The organism is Dyadobacter sp. HNCC25DJ185 (genome assembly GCF_056895195.1).
On record NZ_JBXHAR010000002.1, the window covers coordinates 127,692 to 150,109 of the forward strand.

Annotated in this window: 18 protein-coding genes; 5 read left to right on the plus strand and 13 right to left on the minus strand. The window is 47.0% G+C overall.

Annotated features, from left to right (window positions below):
* Window positions 1–21: 21 nt before the first annotated feature.
* From AC1XUF_RS05870 to AC1XUF_RS05880, 3 genes are all read right to left on the minus strand, one after another.
* On the minus strand, window positions 22–672 hold the full coding sequence (locus tag AC1XUF_RS05870) for a response regulator (RefSeq protein WP_483340735.1): 651 nt from the start codon (window positions 670–672) through the stop codon (window positions 22–24).
* A 54-nt stretch (window positions 673–726) separates the two neighbouring features.
* Window positions 727–2,064 (minus strand): sensor histidine kinase, encoded by a 1,338-nt coding sequence (locus AC1XUF_RS05875; RefSeq protein WP_483340736.1) that lies wholly within the window; start codon window positions 2,062–2,064, stop codon window positions 727–729.
* 505 nt (window positions 2,065–2,569) lie between these two features.
* The gene (locus AC1XUF_RS05880; protein ID WP_483340737.1) at window positions 2,570–2,767 is read right to left on the minus strand and encodes a hypothetical protein; all 198 of its coding nucleotides are present in this window, start codon (window positions 2,765–2,767) and stop codon (window positions 2,570–2,572) included.
* A 259-nt stretch (window positions 2,768–3,026) separates the two neighbouring features.
* Between AC1XUF_RS05880 and AC1XUF_RS05885 the strand changes: the two genes are divergently transcribed.
* Complete coding sequence (locus AC1XUF_RS05885; protein ID WP_483340738.1) at window positions 3,027–4,844, plus strand: DUF1800 domain-containing protein; 1,818 nt, start codon at window positions 3,027–3,029, stop codon at window positions 4,842–4,844.
* Window positions 4,845–4,872: 28 nt separating this feature from the next.
* Window positions 4,873–6,138, plus strand: coding sequence for a DUF1501 domain-containing protein (locus AC1XUF_RS05890; protein WP_483340739.1), 1,266 nt, complete (start codon window positions 4,873–4,875; stop codon window positions 6,136–6,138).
* On the opposite strand, the gene AC1XUF_RS05895 is transcribed toward AC1XUF_RS05890, so the two are convergent.
* The 5 genes from AC1XUF_RS05895 to AC1XUF_RS05915 all read right to left on the minus strand — a co-directional run bounded on the left by AC1XUF_RS05895 (window position 6,091) and on the right by AC1XUF_RS05915 (window position 11,753).
* Window positions 6,091–8,613 (minus strand): zinc-dependent metalloprotease, encoded by a 2,523-nt coding sequence (locus tag AC1XUF_RS05895; RefSeq protein ID WP_483340740.1) that lies wholly within the window; start codon window positions 8,611–8,613, stop codon window positions 6,091–6,093. The genes AC1XUF_RS05890 and AC1XUF_RS05895 overlap by 48 nt on opposite strands.
* Before the next feature lie 231 nt (window positions 8,614–8,844).
* Complete coding sequence (locus tag AC1XUF_RS05900; RefSeq protein ID WP_483340741.1) at window positions 8,845–9,546, minus strand: DUF4097 family beta strand repeat-containing protein; 702 nt, start codon at window positions 9,544–9,546, stop codon at window positions 8,845–8,847.
* 24 nt (window positions 9,547–9,570) lie between these two features.
* The gene (locus AC1XUF_RS05905; RefSeq protein ID WP_483340742.1) at window positions 9,571–10,353 is read right to left on the minus strand and encodes a DUF4097 family beta strand repeat-containing protein; all 783 of its coding nucleotides are present in this window, start codon (window positions 10,351–10,353) and stop codon (window positions 9,571–9,573) included.
* A 109-nt stretch (window positions 10,354–10,462) separates the two neighbouring features.
* Complete coding sequence (locus AC1XUF_RS05910; RefSeq protein WP_483340743.1) at window positions 10,463–11,251, minus strand: HEAT repeat domain-containing protein; 789 nt, start codon at window positions 11,249–11,251, stop codon at window positions 10,463–10,465.
* On the minus strand, window positions 11,235–11,753 hold the full coding sequence (locus AC1XUF_RS05915; RefSeq protein WP_483340744.1) for an RNA polymerase sigma factor: 519 nt from the start codon (window positions 11,751–11,753) through the stop codon (window positions 11,235–11,237). Before AC1XUF_RS05915 ends, AC1XUF_RS05910 begins: the two co-directional genes overlap by 17 nt.
* A 204-nt stretch (window positions 11,754–11,957) precedes the next feature.
* On the opposite strand from AC1XUF_RS05915, the gene AC1XUF_RS05920 reads away from it, so the two are divergent.
* Window positions 11,958–12,302 (plus strand): PadR family transcriptional regulator, encoded by a 345-nt coding sequence (locus AC1XUF_RS05920; protein WP_483340745.1) that lies wholly within the window; start codon window positions 11,958–11,960, stop codon window positions 12,300–12,302.
* 2 nt (window positions 12,303–12,304) lie between these two features.
* Window positions 12,305–14,932 (plus strand): ABC transporter permease, encoded by a 2,628-nt coding sequence (locus tag AC1XUF_RS05925; RefSeq protein ID WP_483340746.1) that lies wholly within the window; start codon window positions 12,305–12,307, stop codon window positions 14,930–14,932.
* On the opposite strand, the gene AC1XUF_RS05930 is transcribed toward AC1XUF_RS05925, so the two are convergent.
* A complete protein-coding gene (locus AC1XUF_RS05930; protein WP_483340747.1) occupies window positions 14,910–15,212 on the minus strand; it encodes a hypothetical protein in 303 nt (100 codons plus the stop codon). The two genes, AC1XUF_RS05925 and AC1XUF_RS05930, sit on opposite strands and share 23 nt — an antisense overlap.
* Window positions 15,213–15,705: 493 nt before the next feature.
* Between AC1XUF_RS05930 and AC1XUF_RS05935 the strand changes: the two genes are divergently transcribed.
* Window positions 15,706–16,524, plus strand: a complete 819-nt coding sequence (locus AC1XUF_RS05935; RefSeq protein WP_483340748.1) for a tetratricopeptide repeat protein — start codon at window positions 15,706–15,708, stop codon at window positions 16,522–16,524.
* Here AC1XUF_RS05935 and AC1XUF_RS05940 read toward each other — a convergent pair.
* From AC1XUF_RS05940 to AC1XUF_RS05955, 4 genes are read right to left on the minus strand one after another with little or no spacing between them, the layout of a single operon-like run.
* A complete protein-coding gene (locus tag AC1XUF_RS05940; protein ID WP_483340749.1) occupies window positions 16,521–18,185 on the minus strand; it encodes a hypothetical protein in 1,665 nt (554 codons plus the stop codon). The genes AC1XUF_RS05935 and AC1XUF_RS05940 overlap by 4 nt on opposite strands.
* An 18-nt stretch (window positions 18,186–18,203) precedes the next feature.
* Window positions 18,204–20,375 carry a hypothetical protein gene (locus tag AC1XUF_RS05945; RefSeq protein ID WP_483340750.1) on the minus strand — a complete coding sequence of 724 codons (2,172 nt, stop codon included), beginning with the start codon at window positions 20,373–20,375 and terminating at the stop codon, window positions 18,204–18,206.
* The gene (locus tag AC1XUF_RS05950) at window positions 20,368–21,483 is read right to left on the minus strand and encodes a BatA domain-containing protein (RefSeq protein ID WP_483340751.1); all 1,116 of its coding nucleotides are present in this window, start codon (window positions 21,481–21,483) and stop codon (window positions 20,368–20,370) included. The genes AC1XUF_RS05945 and AC1XUF_RS05950 overlap by 8 nt, the downstream gene beginning before the upstream one ends.
* The gene (locus AC1XUF_RS05955; RefSeq protein ID WP_483340752.1) at window positions 21,483–22,382 is read right to left on the minus strand and encodes a DUF58 domain-containing protein; all 900 of its coding nucleotides are present in this window, start codon (window positions 22,380–22,382) and stop codon (window positions 21,483–21,485) included. Before AC1XUF_RS05955 ends, AC1XUF_RS05950 begins: the two co-directional genes overlap by 1 nt.
* Window positions 22,383–22,418 lie beyond the last annotated feature (36 nt).

Here is a 22,418-nt window from a genome sequence, read left to right on the forward strand (position 1 = left end):
AAAATAGCTAAACGCATACACTTAAAGCATTCTTGCTTTTCGCTTTTTATAAATTTCAACTTTTTTAAAAAGCTCTAGAATATTGGTCACATTCAGCTTTTCAAAAATCCTAGCTTTGTAGGTACTTACAGTACTTTCTTTGATGTTCAGGTCCGTCGCAATATCCTTTGTCCATTTACCAATAAGCAGCATATCCATTATTTCGAGCTCCCTGTTGGATAAGATCTCCAGCGGGCTTTCTTTCCGCTCCCTTTCGAGCACTGCATTGCTGATCAGCTGATTTCGAACCACGTTGCTGAGATAGGTTCCGCCAGCCAGAACAGAAGTAATGGCGTTTTCAAGTTCTTCATTAGACGCATCTTTGGGCAAATAACCGCTTGCTCCCGCCTTATAATAGTGTAAAGCATAGAGCTCCTCATCCTGTGAAGAGAATACCAGTACTTTAACCTTGCTCTGGATCGCCTTGATTTTGTCCATCATGTTAAAGCCTTCACCACCAGGAATTTTGACATCCAGTACCACAAGATCAAAGGACCTTGACTGCAAATGTTTTAAAGTCTCGCTAAAACTGCCTGCCTCTATCACGTCGACAAATGGGAGAAAATCTTCAATCAGTAATTTCACACCCATTCGAACGATCGAATGGTCTTCTACCACAAGTACTGTCTTCATCGGCCATCTATATTTTCAAAACTTATTTAAAGGTAATCGAATATCCATAATTTCTTATAACGAAAATTCGTCACTAGAATTATTTTTCGAAAAAATAATATGAACCGACGTCCCAGAAGGCAAATTTGATTCCACAAAGAGCTTTGCGCTGACAAGTGAGCTCAATTCTTTCACGATCAGCAACCCCATTCCAAAGCTTTGGGAATTGTGTTCCGGTCCGGGGATTTTGCTGGGACTATTAATCCATCCCATAATTCTCGGGTCCATTCCCGGCCCCGTATCGCTCACTGTAAGGCGGACCTCGCTTCTGAAATCCCGGCTACTCACAGTGATCGTGCCGTCGTGAGTAACCTTATTGGCATTATCGATCAGATTATGTAAAATAATGCCGACCAGTTGCGGATTGTTTTTAAGAATGGCGCCTGGTAATATCTGGTTAACCAAGACATTGGAGTTGCTGTCGGCCTCGGTAGCAAAAATCTCGAACTTTTGTTCTACCAGTTCATGAAGATCGAGATAAACAAAGCCAACCGCATTACTCTTATATCTGAGCTCGGTGTATTCGAGCAGGTTCTTCATAAAATTATAAAGCCGGCTGCTCGATTGGCTGATTGCCCTCACGGTAGGAAGATCGGGATAATTTCTCGCCAGCCGCGTTGTGGTAGTCATCAGAAATCGCAGAGGACTTTTGATATCATGTGAAATACTTGCGAGCAAATGTTTCTGATGACTTAGTTCCTCCTCCTGTTTCCTACGCGACTCTTCCAGCGAAGTCAAAATGGCAGTAAGGTCGGTGGTCCGCGAGTCGAGCGCCTGGATGGTGTCGTAAAAAGAATTAAAAAAGTAGTAATTGATCAGGACCAGAAAGAAAAAGTTATGGAACAGCATGATACCCAGGCCGAAGTTACCGGAGCCTTCTGGCCCCCAGGGAACCACAACGCCTGCCTGGTGTCCGGTCAGAATATAAATCGCAAAAGGCACAGTTGCAGTTAACGAATAGGTCAACCCCCAGAAGTTACCCAGACCATAAAACGCGCATGTACTCACGATTGCGACATACTGAAGAGTTACCAAGTGGAACCCGTTGTCGAAAACAAACAGATTCGTCCAAATAATCGTAAGAAAGATCAGCACAGCCCCATGTATGGCTTTACGCCAGGCGAAGCCCAAGGCTACAGCAACATAGAAAAATATAGCGATACTAAACAGAACTGCGATCCGTATAGTCTGGATCTGATAATTCTGTGTGAGATAAAAAGCAAAGAGTAATCCGGTTGTCAAGAGCCTCAGATGTAGGGCGTATGATAAGATCCTGATCCGGGCTTTATGCAGGATATTTGTTTCCTTGGCAAGTTGCTTTCTAACCGGCCACTCCAGAAAAGATAAATTCATGCGTGCAGATTTTGAAACCAATCTGTTTGTACTGTCATCTATATACGAAGGGCAATCATCCTTAAATGTACAGACAAATTTTTCCCAAAAGAATATGCGGAGACTCCAAAACTAGGTAAAAATACTCAATCGAAGTTGTAGAGAAATTGCTACAACATAAATTATGACTATCTACACCCAAAATACAATTCGTATAGTATTATTGTAACTTATTTCTGGCTCTATTTGATCGAAGCGTTCGTTTTGAGGTTTTTGATCCGGAAGAAGCTGAAATATGTTATAAACGTTGAGTATATCTTACACCTTCCGGTAGCCATTACCTGAAGGTGTTTTGTTTTCGAACCTTGTGGTATTTTTGATATTGAAAAGTCATCTGGCCTAAAAGTACGGCTGGCCGTTGGAAGAGCATAAAATGGCGGATAGTACCCCTGATGGAACGCTGACGCTTGCTGTGTATGCCAGCGGGTGAGGTAGGAACGTTGAATAGTGTGATTTTTAGAATGATCTAGTTTTTGTCTCTCGTCTTTTTGGCCCTTTTTACCTCGCCTGGCGTAAATTCGCCATTGATCCATCTCACAAAATTCTTAGACTGAACCTGATAGACCTGAGCTGACAAAGGCTTAAGATCCGACTTTTGAATTTCCAGGAGGTAGTCCGCCAACAGACGATTAATTTCATCCAGATACTTGCTTTGCGTTTTCATAAAAGGGCAATTAAAATGTTAATGAATCAAGAACTTTTTAATATTCATTGTCAAAGCACCGCTTATCTAACTAGCTACAATTATAATTTATTCACTTTATATAGCTTGCTTTTTTGTGGTGACACTGCTGGTTTAAAGGGGTGTAACCTACCTTCGTTGGGGGCAGTATTTTTGCTGTGGCCCAATCCTTGCAGTAACTGTTAAACCTTTTTTAACTACTCTTTGTCTAACACCATTTATCAATTAAAAATGTGTTTCTATGATGAAGAAAACGAAAATGTCCTTGTTTTGGACGCTAATTGCCGCCTTTAGTTTTTCGTTGGTTTCCTTCAAAAAGGATGTCGGTTACAAACCCGCCGGATTTCCTTATGCGCAAGGCGGGCTTACCGAAAGACAAGCTGCCGCCCATTTGCTGAGCAGGTTCACCTATGGCGCAAAAACTGGACAAATCGAAGAAGTAATCAGACTAGGCCCAGAGCGATGGTTTGCACTCCAGCTGGAAGGCAACATGGACGACGATACACTGAAGCGCATGCTGGCATCGTACGATGCATTAAATCTTAGCAACAGTGAAATTGCGCGCATTTACCCCGCAGGAGGGAGTGTAAAGCGAATGGCCCTACGCGATGGCGGCACGAAGGATTCCTTGGCACAAAGCGACGGGAAGGATGATAAAGCTGAGCTTGCAGAATACATGAAAGCAAATGGTTACCTCCCACAAAATGATTTATTCAAACAGCTTATTAATCAAAAGATCTTACGTGCGACTTATTCTCAAAACCAGTTTCGCGAAGTTCTTACAGAATTCTGGTTCAACCATTTCAACGTCTCGCTGAGTAAAAATCCATGTGCTCCATTCGTGCTCGGGTACGAACGCGACGTAATCCGCCCTCAAGTAACGGGCAAGTTTGGTGATCTTTTACTTGCGACGGCTCAGGCCCCGGCAATGCTTTACTATCTCGACAATTTCAGTAGCTCAGTTTCGAACCAGGAAACGGATAAGGACGCCGCACAAATGAGCGCTAAAAAAAAGAACCGCGGATTGAACGAGAACTACGCACGGGAGGTGATGGAGCTTCACACCCTTGGTGTAGATGGTGGTTATACACAAAACGACGTTACCGAGGCTGCCAGAGTTCTTACCGGCTGGACGGTATACCCAATGGGCCCAAACGCTAGTGCGGGCATGATTCAAAACAAACCCCAGGCAAAGGCGGACGGTAATACGGAGAGCAACGATCCCGCGGAGCATGGTGATTTCAGGTTTATTCAGTCCAGGCATGACAACGGCGAGAAAACAATACTAGGGAAAAAATTCAGCGCGGGCGGAGGTTACAAGGAAGGTGTCGAACTGCTGGACATGCTCGCCCACCACCCTTCAACAGCACAATTTATTTGCAAAAAACTGGCTATCCGATTTGTGAGCGATACGCCTCCAAAAAGCCTGATAGACAAAATGGCCGCGACCTTTCGTGCAAAAGACGGTGACATTTCAGCCGTGCTTACTACGATGGTTTACGCTCCCGAGTTCTGGGCTAAAAGTGCCGTAAGAGAAAAGACAAAATCACCTTTTGAATTGGCCATCAGCACAGTTCGTGGTCTTGATGCAGATGTTCAGCAACCTAATCAGTTATATGTATGGACCAGGCGGATGGGGCAAGATATTTATCATTATCAGGCTCCGACCGGTTTTCCTGACTACGCTAAGTACTGGATTAATACCGGCGCTTTGTTGAATCGAATGAATTTCGGCCTGGCAGTCGCAAGCGGTAAATTATCAGGTGTTAAAATAGACCTGCTCCGACTGAATCATAATCATGAACCCGAAAGTTCCGACAAGGCTCTGATTACCTACGGCACGCTGCTTATGCCAGAAAGAAATCTTTCAAAAACTGTGACGATGCTGACACCCCTTTTAAACGATCCTGAATTGGAAAAGAAAGTAAGCAACGCGGTTAGTAAAGTCGATACGGCTAAAATCAAGGAGCCTTTACTGGCAAAAGCGCCGACCCCAAAAAGCATGATGGCCCAGGTGGTGGGTATCTTACTGGGTTCACCGGAATTTCAGCGCAGATAATTCTCAAAACTTTTAAAATATAAAATCTATGGCAACTAGAAGAGGATTTCTAAAAGCCGGCGGACTTGCCTTGTTTGGTATTGGAATGGGCGGGGTCCCACAATTTTTGACTCGGGCCGCAGCCGCCGGCAATAACTCCAATAAACTGTTTGAGAGAAAAAAAATCCTGGTGTGCATCTTTCAGCGGGGCGCCATGGACGGCTTAATGGCTGTAACCCCATTTACCGATCCGTATCTGAAAGCAGCCAGGCCAACTTTATTTATGTCTCCTACGGACACGGATGCTGCGCTACTGGACCTGGATGGCAAATTTGGTCTTCATCCGTCGTTCAAAGCATTTGAAAGCGTTTTCAAAGAAAAAAGATTGGCAATCGTACATGGTATCGGCTCTCCTAATAATACGCGTTCCCATTTTGACGCACAGGATTATATGGAGTCGGGCACCCCTTTCAGCAAGACAACACCGAGCGGCTGGCTCAATCGGGCTGTGGGTTTATTAGGCCATGAAGCTACCAGCCCTTTTCAGGCTGTAAGCCTTACATCGGCCATGCCAAGATCGCTTTATGGGGACAATCCATCTCTGGCGATCAGCAAGTTGAGCGACTTCGCAATTCAAATGAAGGGTAACCCCGGAGGTGTGAACATGGCAGCACAATCGTTCGAAGATCTCTACACAAAAACCTCCCAAAGCCTGCTTCAGGAAACCGGAAAGGAAAGTTTTGACGCGCTGAAAATTCTTAAAGCATCTTATGACCCCAAATACCAGCCGTCAAACGGAGCAAGCTATCCCAATTCCGCACTTGGCAGTTCGCTTAAGCAAATTGCCCAGTTGATTAAAATGAACGTTGGGCTGGAGGTTGCATTTGCAGAATCCGGCGGCTGGGACACCCATTTCAATCAGGGAACCAAAACAGGCGTTTTCGCCCGCAATGCCGCCGATCTTTCCGATAGTATCATGGCCTTCTGGGCAGATATGAATGGGTTACAAGATGATGTGACTGTTATGACCATGACAGAATTCGGACGTACGGTCAAGCAGAATGGAACCGGAGGGACCGATCATGGACGGGCTTCCTGTAACTTCATACTTGGGAACCAGGTAAAAGGCGGCCTTGTGCACGGCAATATCCAGCCGATGTCTGTAGATACTCTGGAGGATGGCCGTGATTTGCCCGTGTCTACCGACTTCCGTAGTGTATTCAGTGAAGTGGCCGACAAACACCTGAAAATCAACAATGACCAGAAGTTATTCCCTGAGTGGAACGGAAAGAAAATCGGGGTAATGCTGAGCTGATTGTGAGCAGCCGATAAAATCCATCAAGCCCATGATCGGCGCGCCGGGAGGCATTGCAAGTACTTCGGCAGGTTCAAACTTACCTGGGTTATCAATGAACTCCTTGATCTGATTTAAACCAAAGAGTAGGTTCGCTTTTTGCTTCGGTACAGCGGAGGCGACCTTCTCTTTCATCCATTGGCTGAGTTCTTCTACCTTCAAAAGGGCTTCTCCCCTGACATTTTCGGCCGCCTTTTTATTTGCCGACAATGCCAATAGATATTTGAGGCACAAGTTGTTAACCAAGATTTGCAGCTCACCCTGGTAACCGCCTTCCGGCGGCGACTTCCAGGTCGACTCAATGATTCTATCAAGAACCGGCATCAGGCCGGGTTGTTTCTCATCCCGTGCATGGTACTCAATCAATCTGGCTGCACGCTCTGGATCAAACAAATACGATAATGTCGTTCCCGCCGCAGTTTCAGCAGCAGCTATTGGATCAAAAGTAGGACCGGTGTGGCGATCGAAGATTTCCATACCGGCTGGGTAACCACTTGGCCTTGGCGGTATCTTACTGATCAATGCATCCGGCAAGGCGAGGGCATCGGGCCTAATTGTGCTCAGAAGAGATTCCAGTGCGCGCCATTGTTCCCCTGGCTCTACCATTTTAGTCACAACTTGCCCGTCATTTTTTACAGCATGGGTAAAATAGAGGCCTCCTACCGACTTGGCAACCGCTTCAATCTGGTAACGGTGTAGCAGGTAAACCGGAACCAGCACTTCTTCCATAGTCGCCATCGGCTCACCTTTCGGGATCGCCCTTTCTGAAAATGTATCCAATACCTTTCTCCTGACCGCTAAAATATTAGCCATCTGATCAATGGGATTGGCCCCATCGTCCCATTGGTGAGATGTTGGGTGCGCATTTCCGCCAATATCCGGAATGTACACAAATCCTTGTTTCAGGGTCTCCTGCATAATTTTCTCCAAACCTCGCTCTTCGCTTTCACTACTGGGAAATGGGGTATAACCCCACATAACGGCCCGCTTATCCCAAGCCCCAATGCCCTTTGCATAAGAATCGGAGATATCAACCGTCCCGTCCGCCTTCAAAGAAAATCTCGGAAAAGGGTAATCCATCACTGAGCCACGCTCCTTCGGACTGGCCGCAAAATTGTGGTTGAAACCGAGGGTATGTCCAATTTCATGCGCCGACAACTGCCTGATACGCGCCAATGCAAGCTCCTGCATAGCTTTACTGACGGGCTTTCCATCCTCGTAAGGCTGCAGTAAACCCTCAGCGATCAGATAATCCTGACGGTGACGGTCTGAACCCAATGTCACCACGCCTTTCATAATTTCGCCTGTCCGCGGATCAACGAATGAAGAGCCGTATGAAAAACCCCTTGGACTCCCGCTCCGGTTGATCCAGTTCACAACGTGATAACGAATATCCATTGGATCTGCGCCTTCAGGTAATTCCTTTACCTGAAAGGCATTCTTGAAACCCGCCGCTTCAAACGCTTCATTCCAAAACGCGCCGCCTTGGATCAAGGCTGTCTTAACCGGCTCTGGTGCACCTCGGTCAACATAATAAATGATTGGCTTAACCGCTTCACTGACAGCTAAATTGGGATTTTTCTTTTCAAGTCTGTGCCTTCTGATAAACCGCTTTACGATCGGTTCCGACATAGGCGCGGAGAAGTCCATATAACTGAACATGCCAAATGCAGAGCGAGGGTCAAATTTACGTGGCTTGTATCGATCGTCGGGCAATTCTGCAAAAGACTGATGCATATTGACCGTCACCGAAGTTGGATCGGGGGCAATGCCGCCGCCGGATCCGCCACCCGGTAATCCACCTGTAAACGTGATCAAAGCCTCAAATTCGGTGTTTTTTGGAAAGTTCTTTGTATTCTCCATATAGACCACTGAGCGGGTTTCATCGACGCGATAAGGATTACCGGCCGGCGCATTACCACGACGGGCAACTAATCTCCCCCCAATATTCTGGCTGTCACGGATTATGAACGGAGTGATATCGATCAGGAATTTGGCCCCTTCGATCGCTACGGGGACAAAGCCCCAGATTACTGACTTGGCAAAGGCATTTTCGACCGCCTTCTTTTCCGCTGCATGAGGAGAAATTGCCCTGTAATTGGTCACAGGTTCAATCAAAAGGATTTTAGACCCTACTTTCACAAATTTCGCAAGCGCCGAAGAGGCCTGCCCGCGCTCCGGCCCGCCATTGCCAACGCCGTCCGTAAGGGAAGAAAAATAGAGGAATTCCTTATCGAGCTTATCCACTTCCAGAAACAGCTTACCCGCCTTTTCGTCGTAATAGAAGTTGAAAAAGCCTTCAAATTTTTTCATTTCCTCGGCAAAGGAGGTGATCGTAGCGGGGGTTTGCGCCTTGCCCTGGCTGCTGACTGCATTCTGCGCAGGTACGATTTGACTAGCCAATACAAACCCCAATAAGCTGCAAATGAATTTCATATGTCCTGTTGTGTTTTCTCGCAGTAAACATGTACCAGACTAATTTAACTACTTATTGAGAAAATCAACGGAATGGATGCGAATGGTTCTACTTTGTATTGATAAATATCATTTTTAATTGAAATAATACTGAAAGTAACCTATTTGTGAAATTTTATTCTGTAATAAAAAAACAGGAGGTCCCTAAGAGACACTCCTGCTAGCGAACCAGACCTTAGTTATATTCAATCCTCAGTCTTTTTTGCGTAGATAAACATCGTTGCTGATCGATTCCAGCTTTACTGCCGGGCCTCCGCCATTTGAAGTTCCCTCGAGCAGATAACCCACAATAGGGTGTTTCTGCTTCTCAGTTCTAAAGTTGATATCAAAATCAGTGTAAACTTCTCCGGTAATGGTCTGCATTGCCACATTGATCCCTTTTGATTTTGGCCAGCTCATGTCCACATACCCGCTGATTGTCTTGGCAAAAACAGGCGTCCCTGTTCCCTGAATATCAATGTTTCCGTCGATGGTTTCCAGTTTGAGCTTGGCATTGCGGGGCAGGAAAACCTGATAATTGATTTCCTTGCACATGTAGTACCTGTTTTCGCCGTTATTGTCATTCCAGGTGCTTCTGTTTTTTCCCGGACAATCCTCCAATTTCCCCTGCTTCATCATTTCACGGTCGAAATCTATTTCCAGGATCACCTCATCGGCTGTGGTGCGATCTTTCACCAGCAGTGCGTCGTTCAGCTTGTTGCTGTTGATCACGGCCCTGATTTTTACAAATACTTCCTGCTTGTCCCAATACCTTACCCGAATGCTGTCTGCGAATTTCAGGTTCAGATTGGCGGTCTGCCCGTCTTTGTAAGGCATGTGTTTCTCGATGATCTTTTGGGCAAATAACTGCGAGATCAATAAGGTAAGTACGAATGTTAAAAGGCTTCTTTTCATGACGCTAGATGCAAAAGTGATTTGTTATTTTTTCCTGATATAAATATTGCTGCTGATCGTATTCAGCTGAACCTCAACGCCCCCGCCATTTGTAGTACCTTCAATATTGCTACCGCCGCCCACCTTGGACAGGCCGCCTTTGGCGCTTTTTACACCTAGGTCAAAATCAGTGTACATTTCACCGTTGATCGAGCGCAGTTTCATGTCCGACTTTGAATTAGCGGGCAGTGTCACATCAATTTCGCCGCTGATCGACGATATAGCAGTGGGCTTGGTTTGATTGAGGTTGGAAAAAACAACATTGACATTGCCGCTGGTCGTGTTCGCAACGATCGGGCCGGTCACGTTGTTCAGGTTGATGTCCGCTCCATTGGTCCGTATTTCCAAATCCCCGTCCATTCCGCTGACAGCGATTTTAGAGCTTTGCCAGTTTGTTTCCTGAAATAGCAGGGCGACGTTCTTAGGCAAACGGATTGTATATTTCGCGTCCTTCCGGGTTACTTTTTCGATCTTTACCCCGCTGGCCTCGGACGTGACGGATAAGCCGATGCCCGTATTGTCAACGCCTGTGTTATAAAGCGGTTTGAGACCTTTGGCTCGTTCCGGTGGTGCCTCAAATCCCGCATTGGCCTGTACGATCACCTCGTCTCCGGCATATCCTTCGACCTTCACATGACTTCCCGCCATTTCGATGATCACCTTCTTGTCTTTGGTATTGGCAAGCTTGACTTTGTACTCGCGTTCCTGTGCATGCAACTTAGTAAGGCACAACAAAATACCCATACTCATTAAAAGTACTTTTTTCATGGTCTCTGATTAAAATATGTAATTGATTGAAATTTAAGTTTGACTGATCATGCTGGCGACCAACACCACTTGGGATCATCTAATTTGCTGTCAAGATGTCACCGCCATCTCACACATCCTTGGCTCCGGCAGCCGTCAATTCATTAACGCCCTCTTCCGCCTTAAGCCTGACCACCTCCATCACTTCCTGATTGCGCACCAGCTGCTGGAAAGGGGCCACCGCCCTCTTTTCCTTGATAGAAACAAGCACTTCGATCAGTGAAATCTGGATATTCGGATCTGTCTGAATGGCAAGAGATTGCACCAATGCCTCGCTCACATTCGGCTCGTTCGCAAAATGCTGCAATGCCTGACACGCCGCCAGCCTGACATTGATATTGGGATCGAAATTGAGGGTGTTGATCATCAGTTGCGTAATGTCCCTATCAACATCCGACAGCTCATAACTTTGGTTTATCGCATGGATACGTTCGCTTGCCGACGTTACATTCATTTTTTCAAAAGTCAGCACATTCTTCATAGCCGTTTCAGAAGCAATGTCTTTTGAATTGGCGAACAAATTTTCACTTTCCCCTTCTTTACTCGCCTGGAACATCCAGCCACCGGTAAAACCGACAATCAGAAGCGCAAGACCCGCGGCAATCCGGATCAGCCAGCTTCCAAAGCTACGTACCGGGCCCTGCTTCGGCGGGTCAAGCTTCATGGCCAGCTCGCTGCTGAAAAGCAACGATGGAAACTCATTTCTGGCCTGCACAAAATAGCCGAATTGTGCCGCGTGGCTTTTCAGATGCTCTGGAACGACTTCGTTTTGAAAAAACCTTTTCAGCTCTTTTTCTTCCTCAATGGTTGTTTCGCCTTCGTAATATCTTTCCAGTAATTTTTCAATATCCTGTTTCATAGTCGTTTGCTTTAAGGTAATTCTCGCGCAGCTTCTGCCTTGCCCTCGAAAGGATCACCCGGATATTTGCATTGCTCAATCCCGTAACCTGCTCAATCTCTTCGAACGAATATTCTTCTACATCACGCAGATGCAACACCAGTTTATGTTGCTCCGGCAATTCACCGATCAGCCTGTGGATCAGCGCAGCGCTGTCTGCGTTTTCGAGCTGGCGATCCGGCGACAACTCGTTTGCCTGGACGCTCATGACGTCGGCGTCGTTCTGCATCTTCTGTTTGTGATGCGATTTAAGTCTATCCAGACAAAGGTTTTTGGTCATTTGAACGGCCAATGCATCGATGCTCTGGTAACTTTCGAGCTGGTTCCTGTTCGTCCACAACCTCAGCAGCACATCCTGAATGGCATCTTCCGCCTCCTCGCGATTGCGAAGAAACATTTGCGCCAGTCTGAAAAGGCGCCCCTGAACGGGAAGTATGCGTTGGTTAAAGGCTTGTAAATCCATTTCAATTACAAAGACGACTGGCCTCGCGATTCGTTACAAAACATCCTTAAATATTTTCGCCGCCTGTTCCAAGCCGGACGCTTCCTGTTCGCTTTCGGACAAATTAAAATCTACAAATCATCGATTCTAGCATTTAAAGGCGCATTTTGTAAACTGGCAAGCTATTTGTTTTGCATAATTAAAACTAATCGATCTTTTGGTTTTATGAAGAGAACATTCCTGGGCGAGTTCGAAGAAATCGTCCTGCTGGTCGTCGTCGCCTGCGCCGAGCCTGCCTACGGAGTCAACGTGTGGGAGAGTATTCAGCAGGCCACGGGCCGCAGTATCACTCTGAGCGCAGTCCACGCCACATTATACCGATTGGAAGAAAAAGGATTTCTCACTTCGGAGATGGGTGGCGCGACTACCGAACGGGGCGGTCGGAGAAAGCGCTTTTTCACCATCACCAATTACGGAAACCGTGCATTGCAGGAGATCCAGCAGATCCGCCAGCAATTATGGCAATCGATCCCGCAGGAAAAGCTTCAACCGAAACTTAGCTTTTCGTAATCATGCAAAGAGACAAGAATAATCCTCCCAAATGGATCGATAAGCTGCTCAAAACCATCATAGCGCCTCATTTTCGTGAAGATGTGATAGGCGATCTGCATGAAGTATTTGTGATCCAGACCAAATCAAATGGCCCAAAGAAAGCAAGCTTCTACTACCTGCTTGCAGCATTGAGATACATTCAACCCTATTTTATTAAAAGAAAACCCAGTCCCTATTCTTCCACTTATCTGTTTAGCCCTGAAATGATCAAGAACTATTTTAAAATCTCCCTGCGCACGCTGGTTAAAAACAAGGCGTACAGCTTTATTAACATTACCGGTCTGGCCATGGGTATGGCCGTAGCTATGCTCATTGGCTTGTGGATTTATGATGAACTCTCTTACGATAAGTATTTCAAAAACTTCGACACGATCGTGCAGGTAATGCAGCACCAGAGCCGTAATGGCGAAGTCAACACGCAAGTGTCCATGCCCTATCCACTTGGCGAGGAACTGCGCCGGACCTACGGCAACAATTTCAAATACGTATTAATGTCGACCTGGACCAACGGGCACGTGCTGGCCGTGGGCGATAAGAAAATCAAGAAAATGGGGAATTTCATTGACGAGCATGCGCCGGAAATGCTGACCCTGAGAATGTTAAAAGGGACTTGGGCGGGCCTGAAAGATCAAAACTCGATCATGCTGTCGGCAAGTACAGCAAAAGCTGTTTTCGGTGACGCTGACCCGATGGACAAAATCATCAAGGTCGATAACAAGATGGACCTCAAAGTGACGGGTATTTACGAAGACCTGCCTCATAACACTTCATTTAGACAATTGGAACTGATGATGCCCTATACATTGTACCAGGCTAATAATGCTTACCTGGAAACAATGGAAGATCCGTGGCGGCCCAACAGCCACCAGATTTTCGCGCAATTGAATGACAATGTCAATGTAGACCAGGTCTCTGCCCGGATCAAAGACGTAAAAAAGAAGCATATACGCCCGGAACAGCAGAAATTCAAGCCGGACGTTTTTGTGAACCCGATGGAGAAATGGTATCTCTATTCCACATTCAAAAATGGCCAGCGCGTGGGCGGCAGGATCGAGAATGTCTGGCTTTTTGGTGTGATAGGCGCATTTGTGTTGCTGCTGGCGTGCATTAATTTCATGAACCTGAGTACCGCGAGGTCCGAAAAACGGGCAAAGGAAGTTGGTATCCGCAAGGCTGTAGGTTCAATCAGGAAACAGTTGATCACGCAGTTTTTCAGCGAATCCTTCCTGGTGGTCGGTTTTGCATTCGTAATTGCGATTGCGCTCGTGCTGCTGGCACTTCCTTTTTTCAACGAAGTAGCCGACAAAAAGCTGACAATGTTATGGACAAATCCGCTGTTCTGGATTATGGGTGTTTGCTTCAGCATTGTTACTGCGATCATTGCCGGAAGCTATCCCGCGCTATATCTGTCTTCATTCCAGCCTGTTAAGGTTTTAAAGGGAACATTCAAAGCAGGCCGGTTCGCGGCTATTCCGAGAAAAACGCTGGTAGTAGTGCAGTTTACTGTTTCGATCATTCTCATCGTCGGCACCATTGTGGTTTACCGGCAGATTCAGTTTGCGAAAGATCGTCCAGTGGGCTATACCCGCGAAGGCTTGATTACGGTGTATCTGTCAACAGACGATATAATCAAACATTTCGACGCAGCCCGCAGTGAACTGATCAGCAGCGGGGCAATCCTGGATATGAGCGCGTCGAGTAGTCCTGCTACCAATTCCTGGTCGAGCACGAGCGGTTTGGTCTGGAAAGGAAAAGATCCCGCCATGTCTTCCGATTTTGATTTCAATGAAATTTCTTATGAATATGGAAAAACCGTAGGCTGGAAGTTTGTAGATGGCCGCGATTTCGATAAACAGCTGGCCTCGGACTCCGTAGGATTGGTGATCAATGAGGCGGCAGTTAAATTCATGAACCTCAAAAACCCCGTCGGGCAGGATATGAAGTGGTTCGATAACTCCTTCCACATCATCGGCGTGATCAAGGATATGATCACCGGCTCGCCCTATGAACCGGTCAAGCCGATCGTTTTCACCGTTGGCAAAGGCGGATTTGACGTAGTTAGCGTTCGAGTCAACCCTTCCATCAGCGTCAGCTCGGCATTGAGCAAAATTGAAGCCGTTTTCAAAAAATACGACCCGGGCGTTCCTTTTGAGAGCACATTTGTAGACCAGGATTATGCCGGAAAGTTCTACGAAGAAATGCGTATTGCCAAGCTGACGACATTCTTCGCGGTCCTCGCCGTGATCATCAGCTGCCTCGGACTGTTTGGCGTTGCGTCCTTCATCGCGGAGCAGCGTACCAAAGAAATCGGAGTGAGAAAAGTACTGGGCGCCACGATTGTCAATGTATGGGCCATGCTTTCCAGGGATTTCGTGATTTTGGTCTGCGTTGCATTCCTGATCGCGGCACCGATATCCTATTATTTTCTGAGCGGCTGGCTTGAAAAATATACCTATCGTACCAGCATTTCCTGGTGGATTTTCATCGTGACCGGCCTTGGCACTATGCTGATTACATTGCTGACGGTCAGTTTTCAAGCCATCAAAGCCGCATTGATGAATCCGATTAAGAGCCTCCGGTCCGAGTAGCCTTCACCTTGTAAGGTATGGCCTTAACCAGGCGGGTATTGTTAAATTCTTCAATAGTACGGACGTTCTCGGCGGGAATAATGCCCCTGTTGATCCAGTTAACCACCGTTTCGACATTCTTCACACCAAAACGATTACAATATTCCTTCATCGTAACCCATTCAGCCAGGTCGACTACTTCGCCCTGGCTGATGAGGTAATTGGTAGCCTCCTTTATCGCAATATCGGCTTCTGCCAGCAATCGTTCGATTTCTTGGGTTAACTCTGATTTCGTCTCCATCACTTCCTGGTTTAATCTTTTGAAAGCTTTTCTAAAACCTCAATCACGTCCTGCAACGCTTCAATTTGTTCCAAATATCTAACCTCTGATCATCAGTCATCTCTTCCGACTTGTCTCTTAATAGCTGTCTTAGTGCAGCAAAGTGCATTCGCAAAGTAAAGATTTGCATAGTGTGTTATTTTCCTAAAAAATAAAAAACGTTTGGTTACCAAACAAGAACCAGTAAGAACACCTGCAACGGCATGCAGTGACAACACCTACAAGAAAAAGAGCCAGAGGCTCGACCGATAACCTAACTCCGAGTTTCAACCCTGAGTACAAAAGTAGTGTACGGAGACACGCGCCCCAGGACAGGCTAACTCATCTGTCCGTCAACGGATTGAAATCCGTTGTTAGGATATCGGTCGAGCCTCTGGCTCTTTTAGATATGCTTCCCGGCTTGATTGCGCCAGTGAGTAAAATGATTATTTTTACTATAAACCTGCTGATAGCCATGAAACTCAACGCAATCATCCTCCTACTCTTCTTTTCAGCGCCTGCTCTTGCCCAGCATGTAGCCGATTGCTCGCGAAAATCATTTCAGGACAGCCTGTTTCATGTTTATTCCAAAAGGGCACACCAGTTCAAGATGGACAACCCCGCCTGGATCCAGACTTTCGACACGCTTATTTCCATCTGCCCCAGTATCGCAGAAGCATATCAGGAGCGGGGAATAGCCTATGTCCTCGCGGGGAATATCGAAAAGACCTTTGAAAATATCGACAAAGCAGTGGAGCTCGACCCGTACCGCTGGCTACCCTACCGTGGTTACCTGCACTGCATCTTTGCCAGGCAATATGAAAAAGCCATAGCCGATTTTGAAGCTGCCGAAAAAATGATGCCTTTTGCTTTCACGATGGACCACTCTTTTTCCTTTTTTCTGGCCATGGCTTATACAGGACTAGGCGAATACGAAAAGGCGGAAACGTACTTCCTGAAAGATATCGCGACGCAAAAAAGGGGCGAAGGGCAAAATGACATCCATTACAATACCTTGCTTTACTTCGGGATTATGTATTACCTAGATAATGAGCTGGATAAGGCCGAAGCCAGGTTGCATGAATGTCTCAGGCTCTACGAACAACATCCTACGGCCAATTACTATATGGGATTGATCATGAAAGTTACCGGTAACAAGCAAAAGGATCTTTATTTTGAAAAAGCCAGACAGTATATGCAGGAAGGCTACAAGATCAATGAACCCAATTCGTTTCTCGTTCCCTATCCTTATCAGGTAAATCTGGCAGATTTGGACCGGAAAGATAATCACTAGAACTTGGCTTCCACCCAAAGCGCGGTCAGGAAGACCAGCAGCCAGGTAAACCAAAACCACTCAGGAAGTTTTCTGCCGACCGTGTTTTCGCTGCTCTTCATCTTTGCGTTACTATTCGAGAGCAACGAGCGGTAGTTCTCATGGGAATGGATAAAATCATCCATTTGAGCGGCCCGCATAGTGGCACCGGCATTGCCAACGTACACTTCTGCGGCAGCCGAATCATGCCACATAACCCAGCCGGAATCCAACGGCACAAATGTGGCCGAACCTGAGTTTTCATTCAGTGGCGATTGATCTGCATATAGGGTATCACTTCCTATTTTCAACTCCCTCCTGAAATCCCCGAAACCGTTTACAGAAATCCGGGCCATTGTTCCGGCATAAACCGGCGCATCAATTTCAATGTTGCGGGACAGTCCTGGACGGACCAGAGCCAGAATTTCGTTCCAGATTTTGCCATAACGGATACTATCGCCGGTGAGCAGCATGGGAAACGTCTCCGTCAGTAAACTTACGCCTACCTTTCCTTTCCGTTGTTCGATAGCAACCGGATATTGGCCCAATGTCAGCTGAAAAGCCGATTCCGAAAAATGGTAAGGCAATGCGCTGAGTTCGGGAGCAATCCGGATGGTTTCGTCATTCGAGATTTTTCGGACCCGAAATTTCGTCCCCAATGCCGCATTAATAGCCGCAACTTCTGTTTCCGGATTGGTAAAGTTGACAAATAGGACGCTCCTGCCCTTGTCAACCGCCTTTTTTACTGAAACATCTCCCACATTTTCGGGGCCGGTCACAAGCAGGTCGGGCTCTTTGGCTGTATTGATATTTTGGCTGGATCGCAAGTCCTTAGACAATGCGGTCTCATATTTCACAGCATGCCCGTTTCTCCCAAGCCAGGTTGCCAGATTACGTGTCTCGAAATCGGGGCTGGTCAGTAAAAAACGGGCGGTCAGCGTCTCAGCAGGCCGGGCGTAAAAACGGATTGTATCCAGAGTCTTTCTTCCCAGCACCAGCTCCGTTTCGGTACGCCCCTGTATAAAAGCCGGAAATTTCAATCTGAAATCGTGCTGGCCGGGCTTAAGGAAGGCACTGTCCAGCGTTTGATTGCCATACCTGACTTTTATGATTTGATTTTGGGCAGATGCAACAGTCCCGCTAACCATTTGCATTTCCCCTTTCCGGAGAATCCCTTTCCAATGCAGGGCCTGAAGCTGATCCTTTTTAAAGTAAGGAAACCATTGAAGAACGGGCTGGCCCTCCAGTTGTCTTAATGCCGAAAACAACGCAGGCTGAAAATCCTGGCCGGCCAAAATGAGCGTATCTGCATTTGAATTTCGCAAGTCTGCCAGGGTAACGGGTTCGGCATGAAGGCTGTCTTGCAAATGATTGGTAAAACCGGAAGGAACATTTGCTGCAGCAATGATCCGGCTCCGGGAAGATACTTTTTTTGCAATAAAGGGTTGGGTGACAAAGCCGATGATGCCAATCCAAAGCAAGAAATGAAGGGTCAGCTTCAAACCGAAACGTCCCAAAAAAATGGGACTTCCAGTCGCGCGACCTCTGTAAAGCATCCGCAATTGCAAAGGTAAAATTGCAATTGCAAAGCCCAGGACCACTTTATTCAACAAATCCGACCAGTCAAAATCAAATTGGATCATTCGTATTGCTTTTTCAAATCAGCGAAGTTCTTTCCAGAACGCTTCTTCCAGTTTCCTCTCACCAGCATACCCCTGCCTGCTCAGCACCGACCGGTTTGCATATTTATATAATGCACTTTTTAAATTTTGTTTCTCATGGACAGTCAGCACTTGATTGCTCACCAGCTTTTGCAGCGATGCAATGACCGGCCAGTTCTGTAGACCGCCATTAAATGGCCCGGTCTGGATCAACCTTTGGCTCAGTGTCACACCCAGCCACTGTAGCCTGGCCTGCTGGTGTTTACTTAAAATTCCATAATCCAGAAACCCAAGTACCTCGTTTGCAAGTTGCTGTATTTGTTGGTCGGTAAACACTTTGCTTGAATTGAGGTTAGTCGCCAGGTCCTTCATCTCGCCGGTCAGCCGCTTTTCCTGTTGTTTGATCGGCGGAGGATCGTACCCGCTTTTCTTCACATAAGTCCTCGCCTTTCGCTGGGCAGATTTGAGGTATTCCAATGCCTTATTCTCATAGGGGAGCGCTTTTTCCGGTTCATACATCCGAAGATGCAGCTCCGACTGCCACATTTGCTCCAGGGCCATTTTCAGCAAACTTCGCGTTGATTGTTCGTAGAAAGTATTGGTTTCCTCATTGTCATGCGCATGCGTGTATTGTTCCATCAAAGCCGCCAGCGGGTCCTTGACAGTTTCCTCTTTAGGCTTATTTTCGTGATGGTGCTCGGGTTCAGCGACGCGCTGCTCGGCACCTTCACCGGTGCCATCGGAATGATGTGTGAAAGACGCGACAACATCGCCCTCCGCTCCCTGGCCTCCGATACTCGTCTCAAATTCCTCTCCCAAATACTGGCCGTACCGCAAGCGGAGCACTTTTTGGTCAAAACCAATTTCATTGGAAGCCGAATTGAATTCTTGTTTGGGAAGCTTCTTTCGCTTCGCGATCAGCTTTTCAGTATCAATGATAATCTGCCGCTGACTGCGGAAATACTCAGGCATAATGTTCACCGCCATGGTTGCCAGCTCTGCCTCCTCCACCTGTGCCGTGTCTTTGTAAACCAGAAAATAAGTATCCGATTTGCTGAAATTTGCTTCCGGCTGCTTGTTGTCAACGGCTGCCCAATAATAGTAAAGCTCATCGCCTGGAGCAAAATTGAGTTCATTCAGATGGATTGTCTTTTGCAGGCTCGACTGCTTAAAATTCGAAGACAATGGAAAACGCACTTCGCGGAACTTCACATTCTCCCCCGCTCCTCTTGCTACGGTCGCAACAATAAATGCCTGTTTCACCTGAAAATCGTCGGAAATCTTTGCCGAGATTTTGATCGTCGGGCTGTCTTTCAGATGATGGTATTGATATAGTTCTTTGGAAGCGGGCTCAATTTTCGGAGCGAGGTCCGGTATTGCTTCCAGTTTGTAAAAGCCTGACTGATACACCAATGAATCTTTCCAATAACCTTTGATCGAATACAATCCGGAACCCGTCAGACGGTCGCTATAGGTGAAGGAGGTGTGGCTTTTGGCAAAGGAAATTTCCTCGCCTCGGCTATTCACCAGCTTTACTGCAAGCTGGTCTGCGTCATCGAACCGCACGTTCCACCGAATCACTGAACCGTAAAGTGCGCTGACATTCAAGTCTTGCGATTGGCGCTTTGGCAATTGAGCATAAGCTGGTGGCTGCACCGAAACCAGCGCCGATTCGAAAGCGGGCGGCACCAGCGGGTCCTTCGTTTCAGTTACATGACGTTCCGCCGAAACTGCATTGGAGGATCGCTTTGCAGAACCAACGAACTTTGGATAAAGCAGATAAAAGGTCAGTGAGACCGCTAAAATCGCTAAATACCAGTTGATTCCGGCATAGAGTTTCCCGAATGGGAACGTAGCTTCCCTGTCTGCGATCCTTTCCAATTGCAACCTTTCCGCCATATTAAGGTCGTCTTTTCCCAGCAGATGCAAGCTATATTCCGTCTCTCCCGAATACTGGTGGATGAGGCTGATGGCTTTCTGTTTCTTCTTCTGATAAATCCGGGTGAGAAAGATACCGGCAAGCATACCTGCAAAAGCCGATGGAACCGCAAGGGATGGTGAAAAGCCGGCGCCCAGGAGGTACGCCGAACCTGCCAGCAAAATGCACCGGACCGCATCGGTAACATACAGTTGGTTGGTGACGGAGCTGACAAGCTTTTCTAATCTAGGCATAAGCGGGATTCAGATTTTTACGCAGCGACATCCAGCGTTCCAAAAGCGCAGTCAGCACGAACAATAAAAGCAGCCATTTCCTCGCCTGACCGGCCCCGAGGTCCCTGGCAGGCTTTGTTTGGACAAACATCGCATTTAACTGCCTGGTGCTCAACGGTAGGTTATTCTCATTCAGCCGGTCGTGCTCTATCAGAGCCTGGCCAAACAGTTCGGGCAACCGGCCGTTCTCAACAGCTTCCGAGGTCGGCAGCCGGAGCGAATCAGTAATTTGCAATACGTTGGTTGGCACGTTGAACTTCTTGACTTTGCCCGAAACAATGTACAACGTATGCGGATCGATTGATTTTGACACACTATCGGTCAGCACCAGGGCGTATTTTTCCTTCACATTTGCAATCACATCTATCTGAAAATGAACTTGGTACACATCCAACAATGCCATCAGGCCCGCCCTGGCTGTTTCCCTTTCAACTGAATTTTTATAATGCAACAACACCTTCACTGCTTTCCCTGGCCCAAATTTCAGCTTGTCCATCTTTTGCCCCGACGAATCTACCAGCGCATCTATTTGGAAAGAAGCAGGTACATACACTTTCGGCAACGCTGCCAGCTGCTGGGAAGGATGGAGATATATTTTAAAACTGCTCGCCGCTTCCGCCGTTTTGTTGATCGTTGATTGCAAATACAAGGCGCTATCATCCGAGCTGGGAAACCCGTAAAGTGCATCGACCCGACTTTTTTCAGGACCGATCCAGTACACCTTTTCCCCTTTTTTCAATGCATTTTCCAATTCAAAACGAAAATTACTGACCAGGGCGCGATCAGGCTGAACAAGGTGAATGGTTTGTTTTTCAGCCGATTGGTTCAACCAACCCAACACCGGCTTACCCAATATCAAAGCCAGTAAAGTAAGCAACAAACACCGGATCAGCATGAGGGGGATCTCATGAAGCCTGATCCCGCGGTGATTCAGTGTAGTTTTATCCAAAAGCCAGCGGAAGGCGGCCCATTCAAGGGTTATGCCCTTTTTTTGGTTCCAGAAATGGATCGCAACCGGCACCGCCAAAGCCAGCATCCCCCAAAGCCAGGAAGGCTGCAACAATTCCATTATCCTTTTCTTTTGGTTAAAAATGTCTTCAATACCATTCCTATCGGGTCACTCAGCCGGGCGGTAACCAGATGGACCTGCGGGATTCGCAACTGCTCCTTTAAATTCGCCAAATACTCATCCATTCCACTCCGGAATTTCTCCCTTACCGATTCCGCATCCAGTTCAATCTCGCGTCCGGTTTCCAAATCCACAAAGCGGTAAAAACCTTTTAGGTTGAAATTTGCCTCTTCATCACCTAAAATCTGAAAAATAACAATTTCACGGTAAGGGTTCGCAAGCGACTTGACGAGTCTCAGCCATTCGTCACTGGCCTGAAGGAGGTCGCTGACAAAAATCAACTGCTCCTTCTTTTTAGTTTGCAATTCGGGAAATTTTAAAAGCCCCTCCGCCTGATTGCCCCATTCGCCGGCAGCGACCGTCTTTTCCAACCCGACCAATATTTTCTGAAAGGCCTGCCGCCCGGAAGAGGCTGACCCGCCGGTGCTTAATGTCTGTACAGTCCCGTTTTTCAGGGAATATAAGCTCATCTGATCGTTCTGTATATAGCATAAATAAGCCAGTGACGCCAGCAAAATTTGTGCATACTGCAACCGGCTGACGCCCTTTTCAGTATAATTCATCGAGCCACTCAAATCCAGTACAAACCGGATCTGGCGGTCGCTTTCCGTCGAAGATTCGCGGATCAAATGTTTATCGGTGCGTGCAAATAACTTCCAGTCGATGCGTTTGGGGTCGTCTCCAGGCTCGTAATGCCGGTACTGTTCAAACTCAATGCCAATCCCGGAACGTTTGCTGCTATGAATCCCCAACATCAATTCCTCGCTCACCAGCCTGCCGGTCAGCTGAAGATTTTTGAGTTTGATCAGGTGGGAAGCCAGGAGATTTGTTTGGGCCATTTTTTGCTTTGGTTCGTTGCCCCAGAAAAGAGGCGG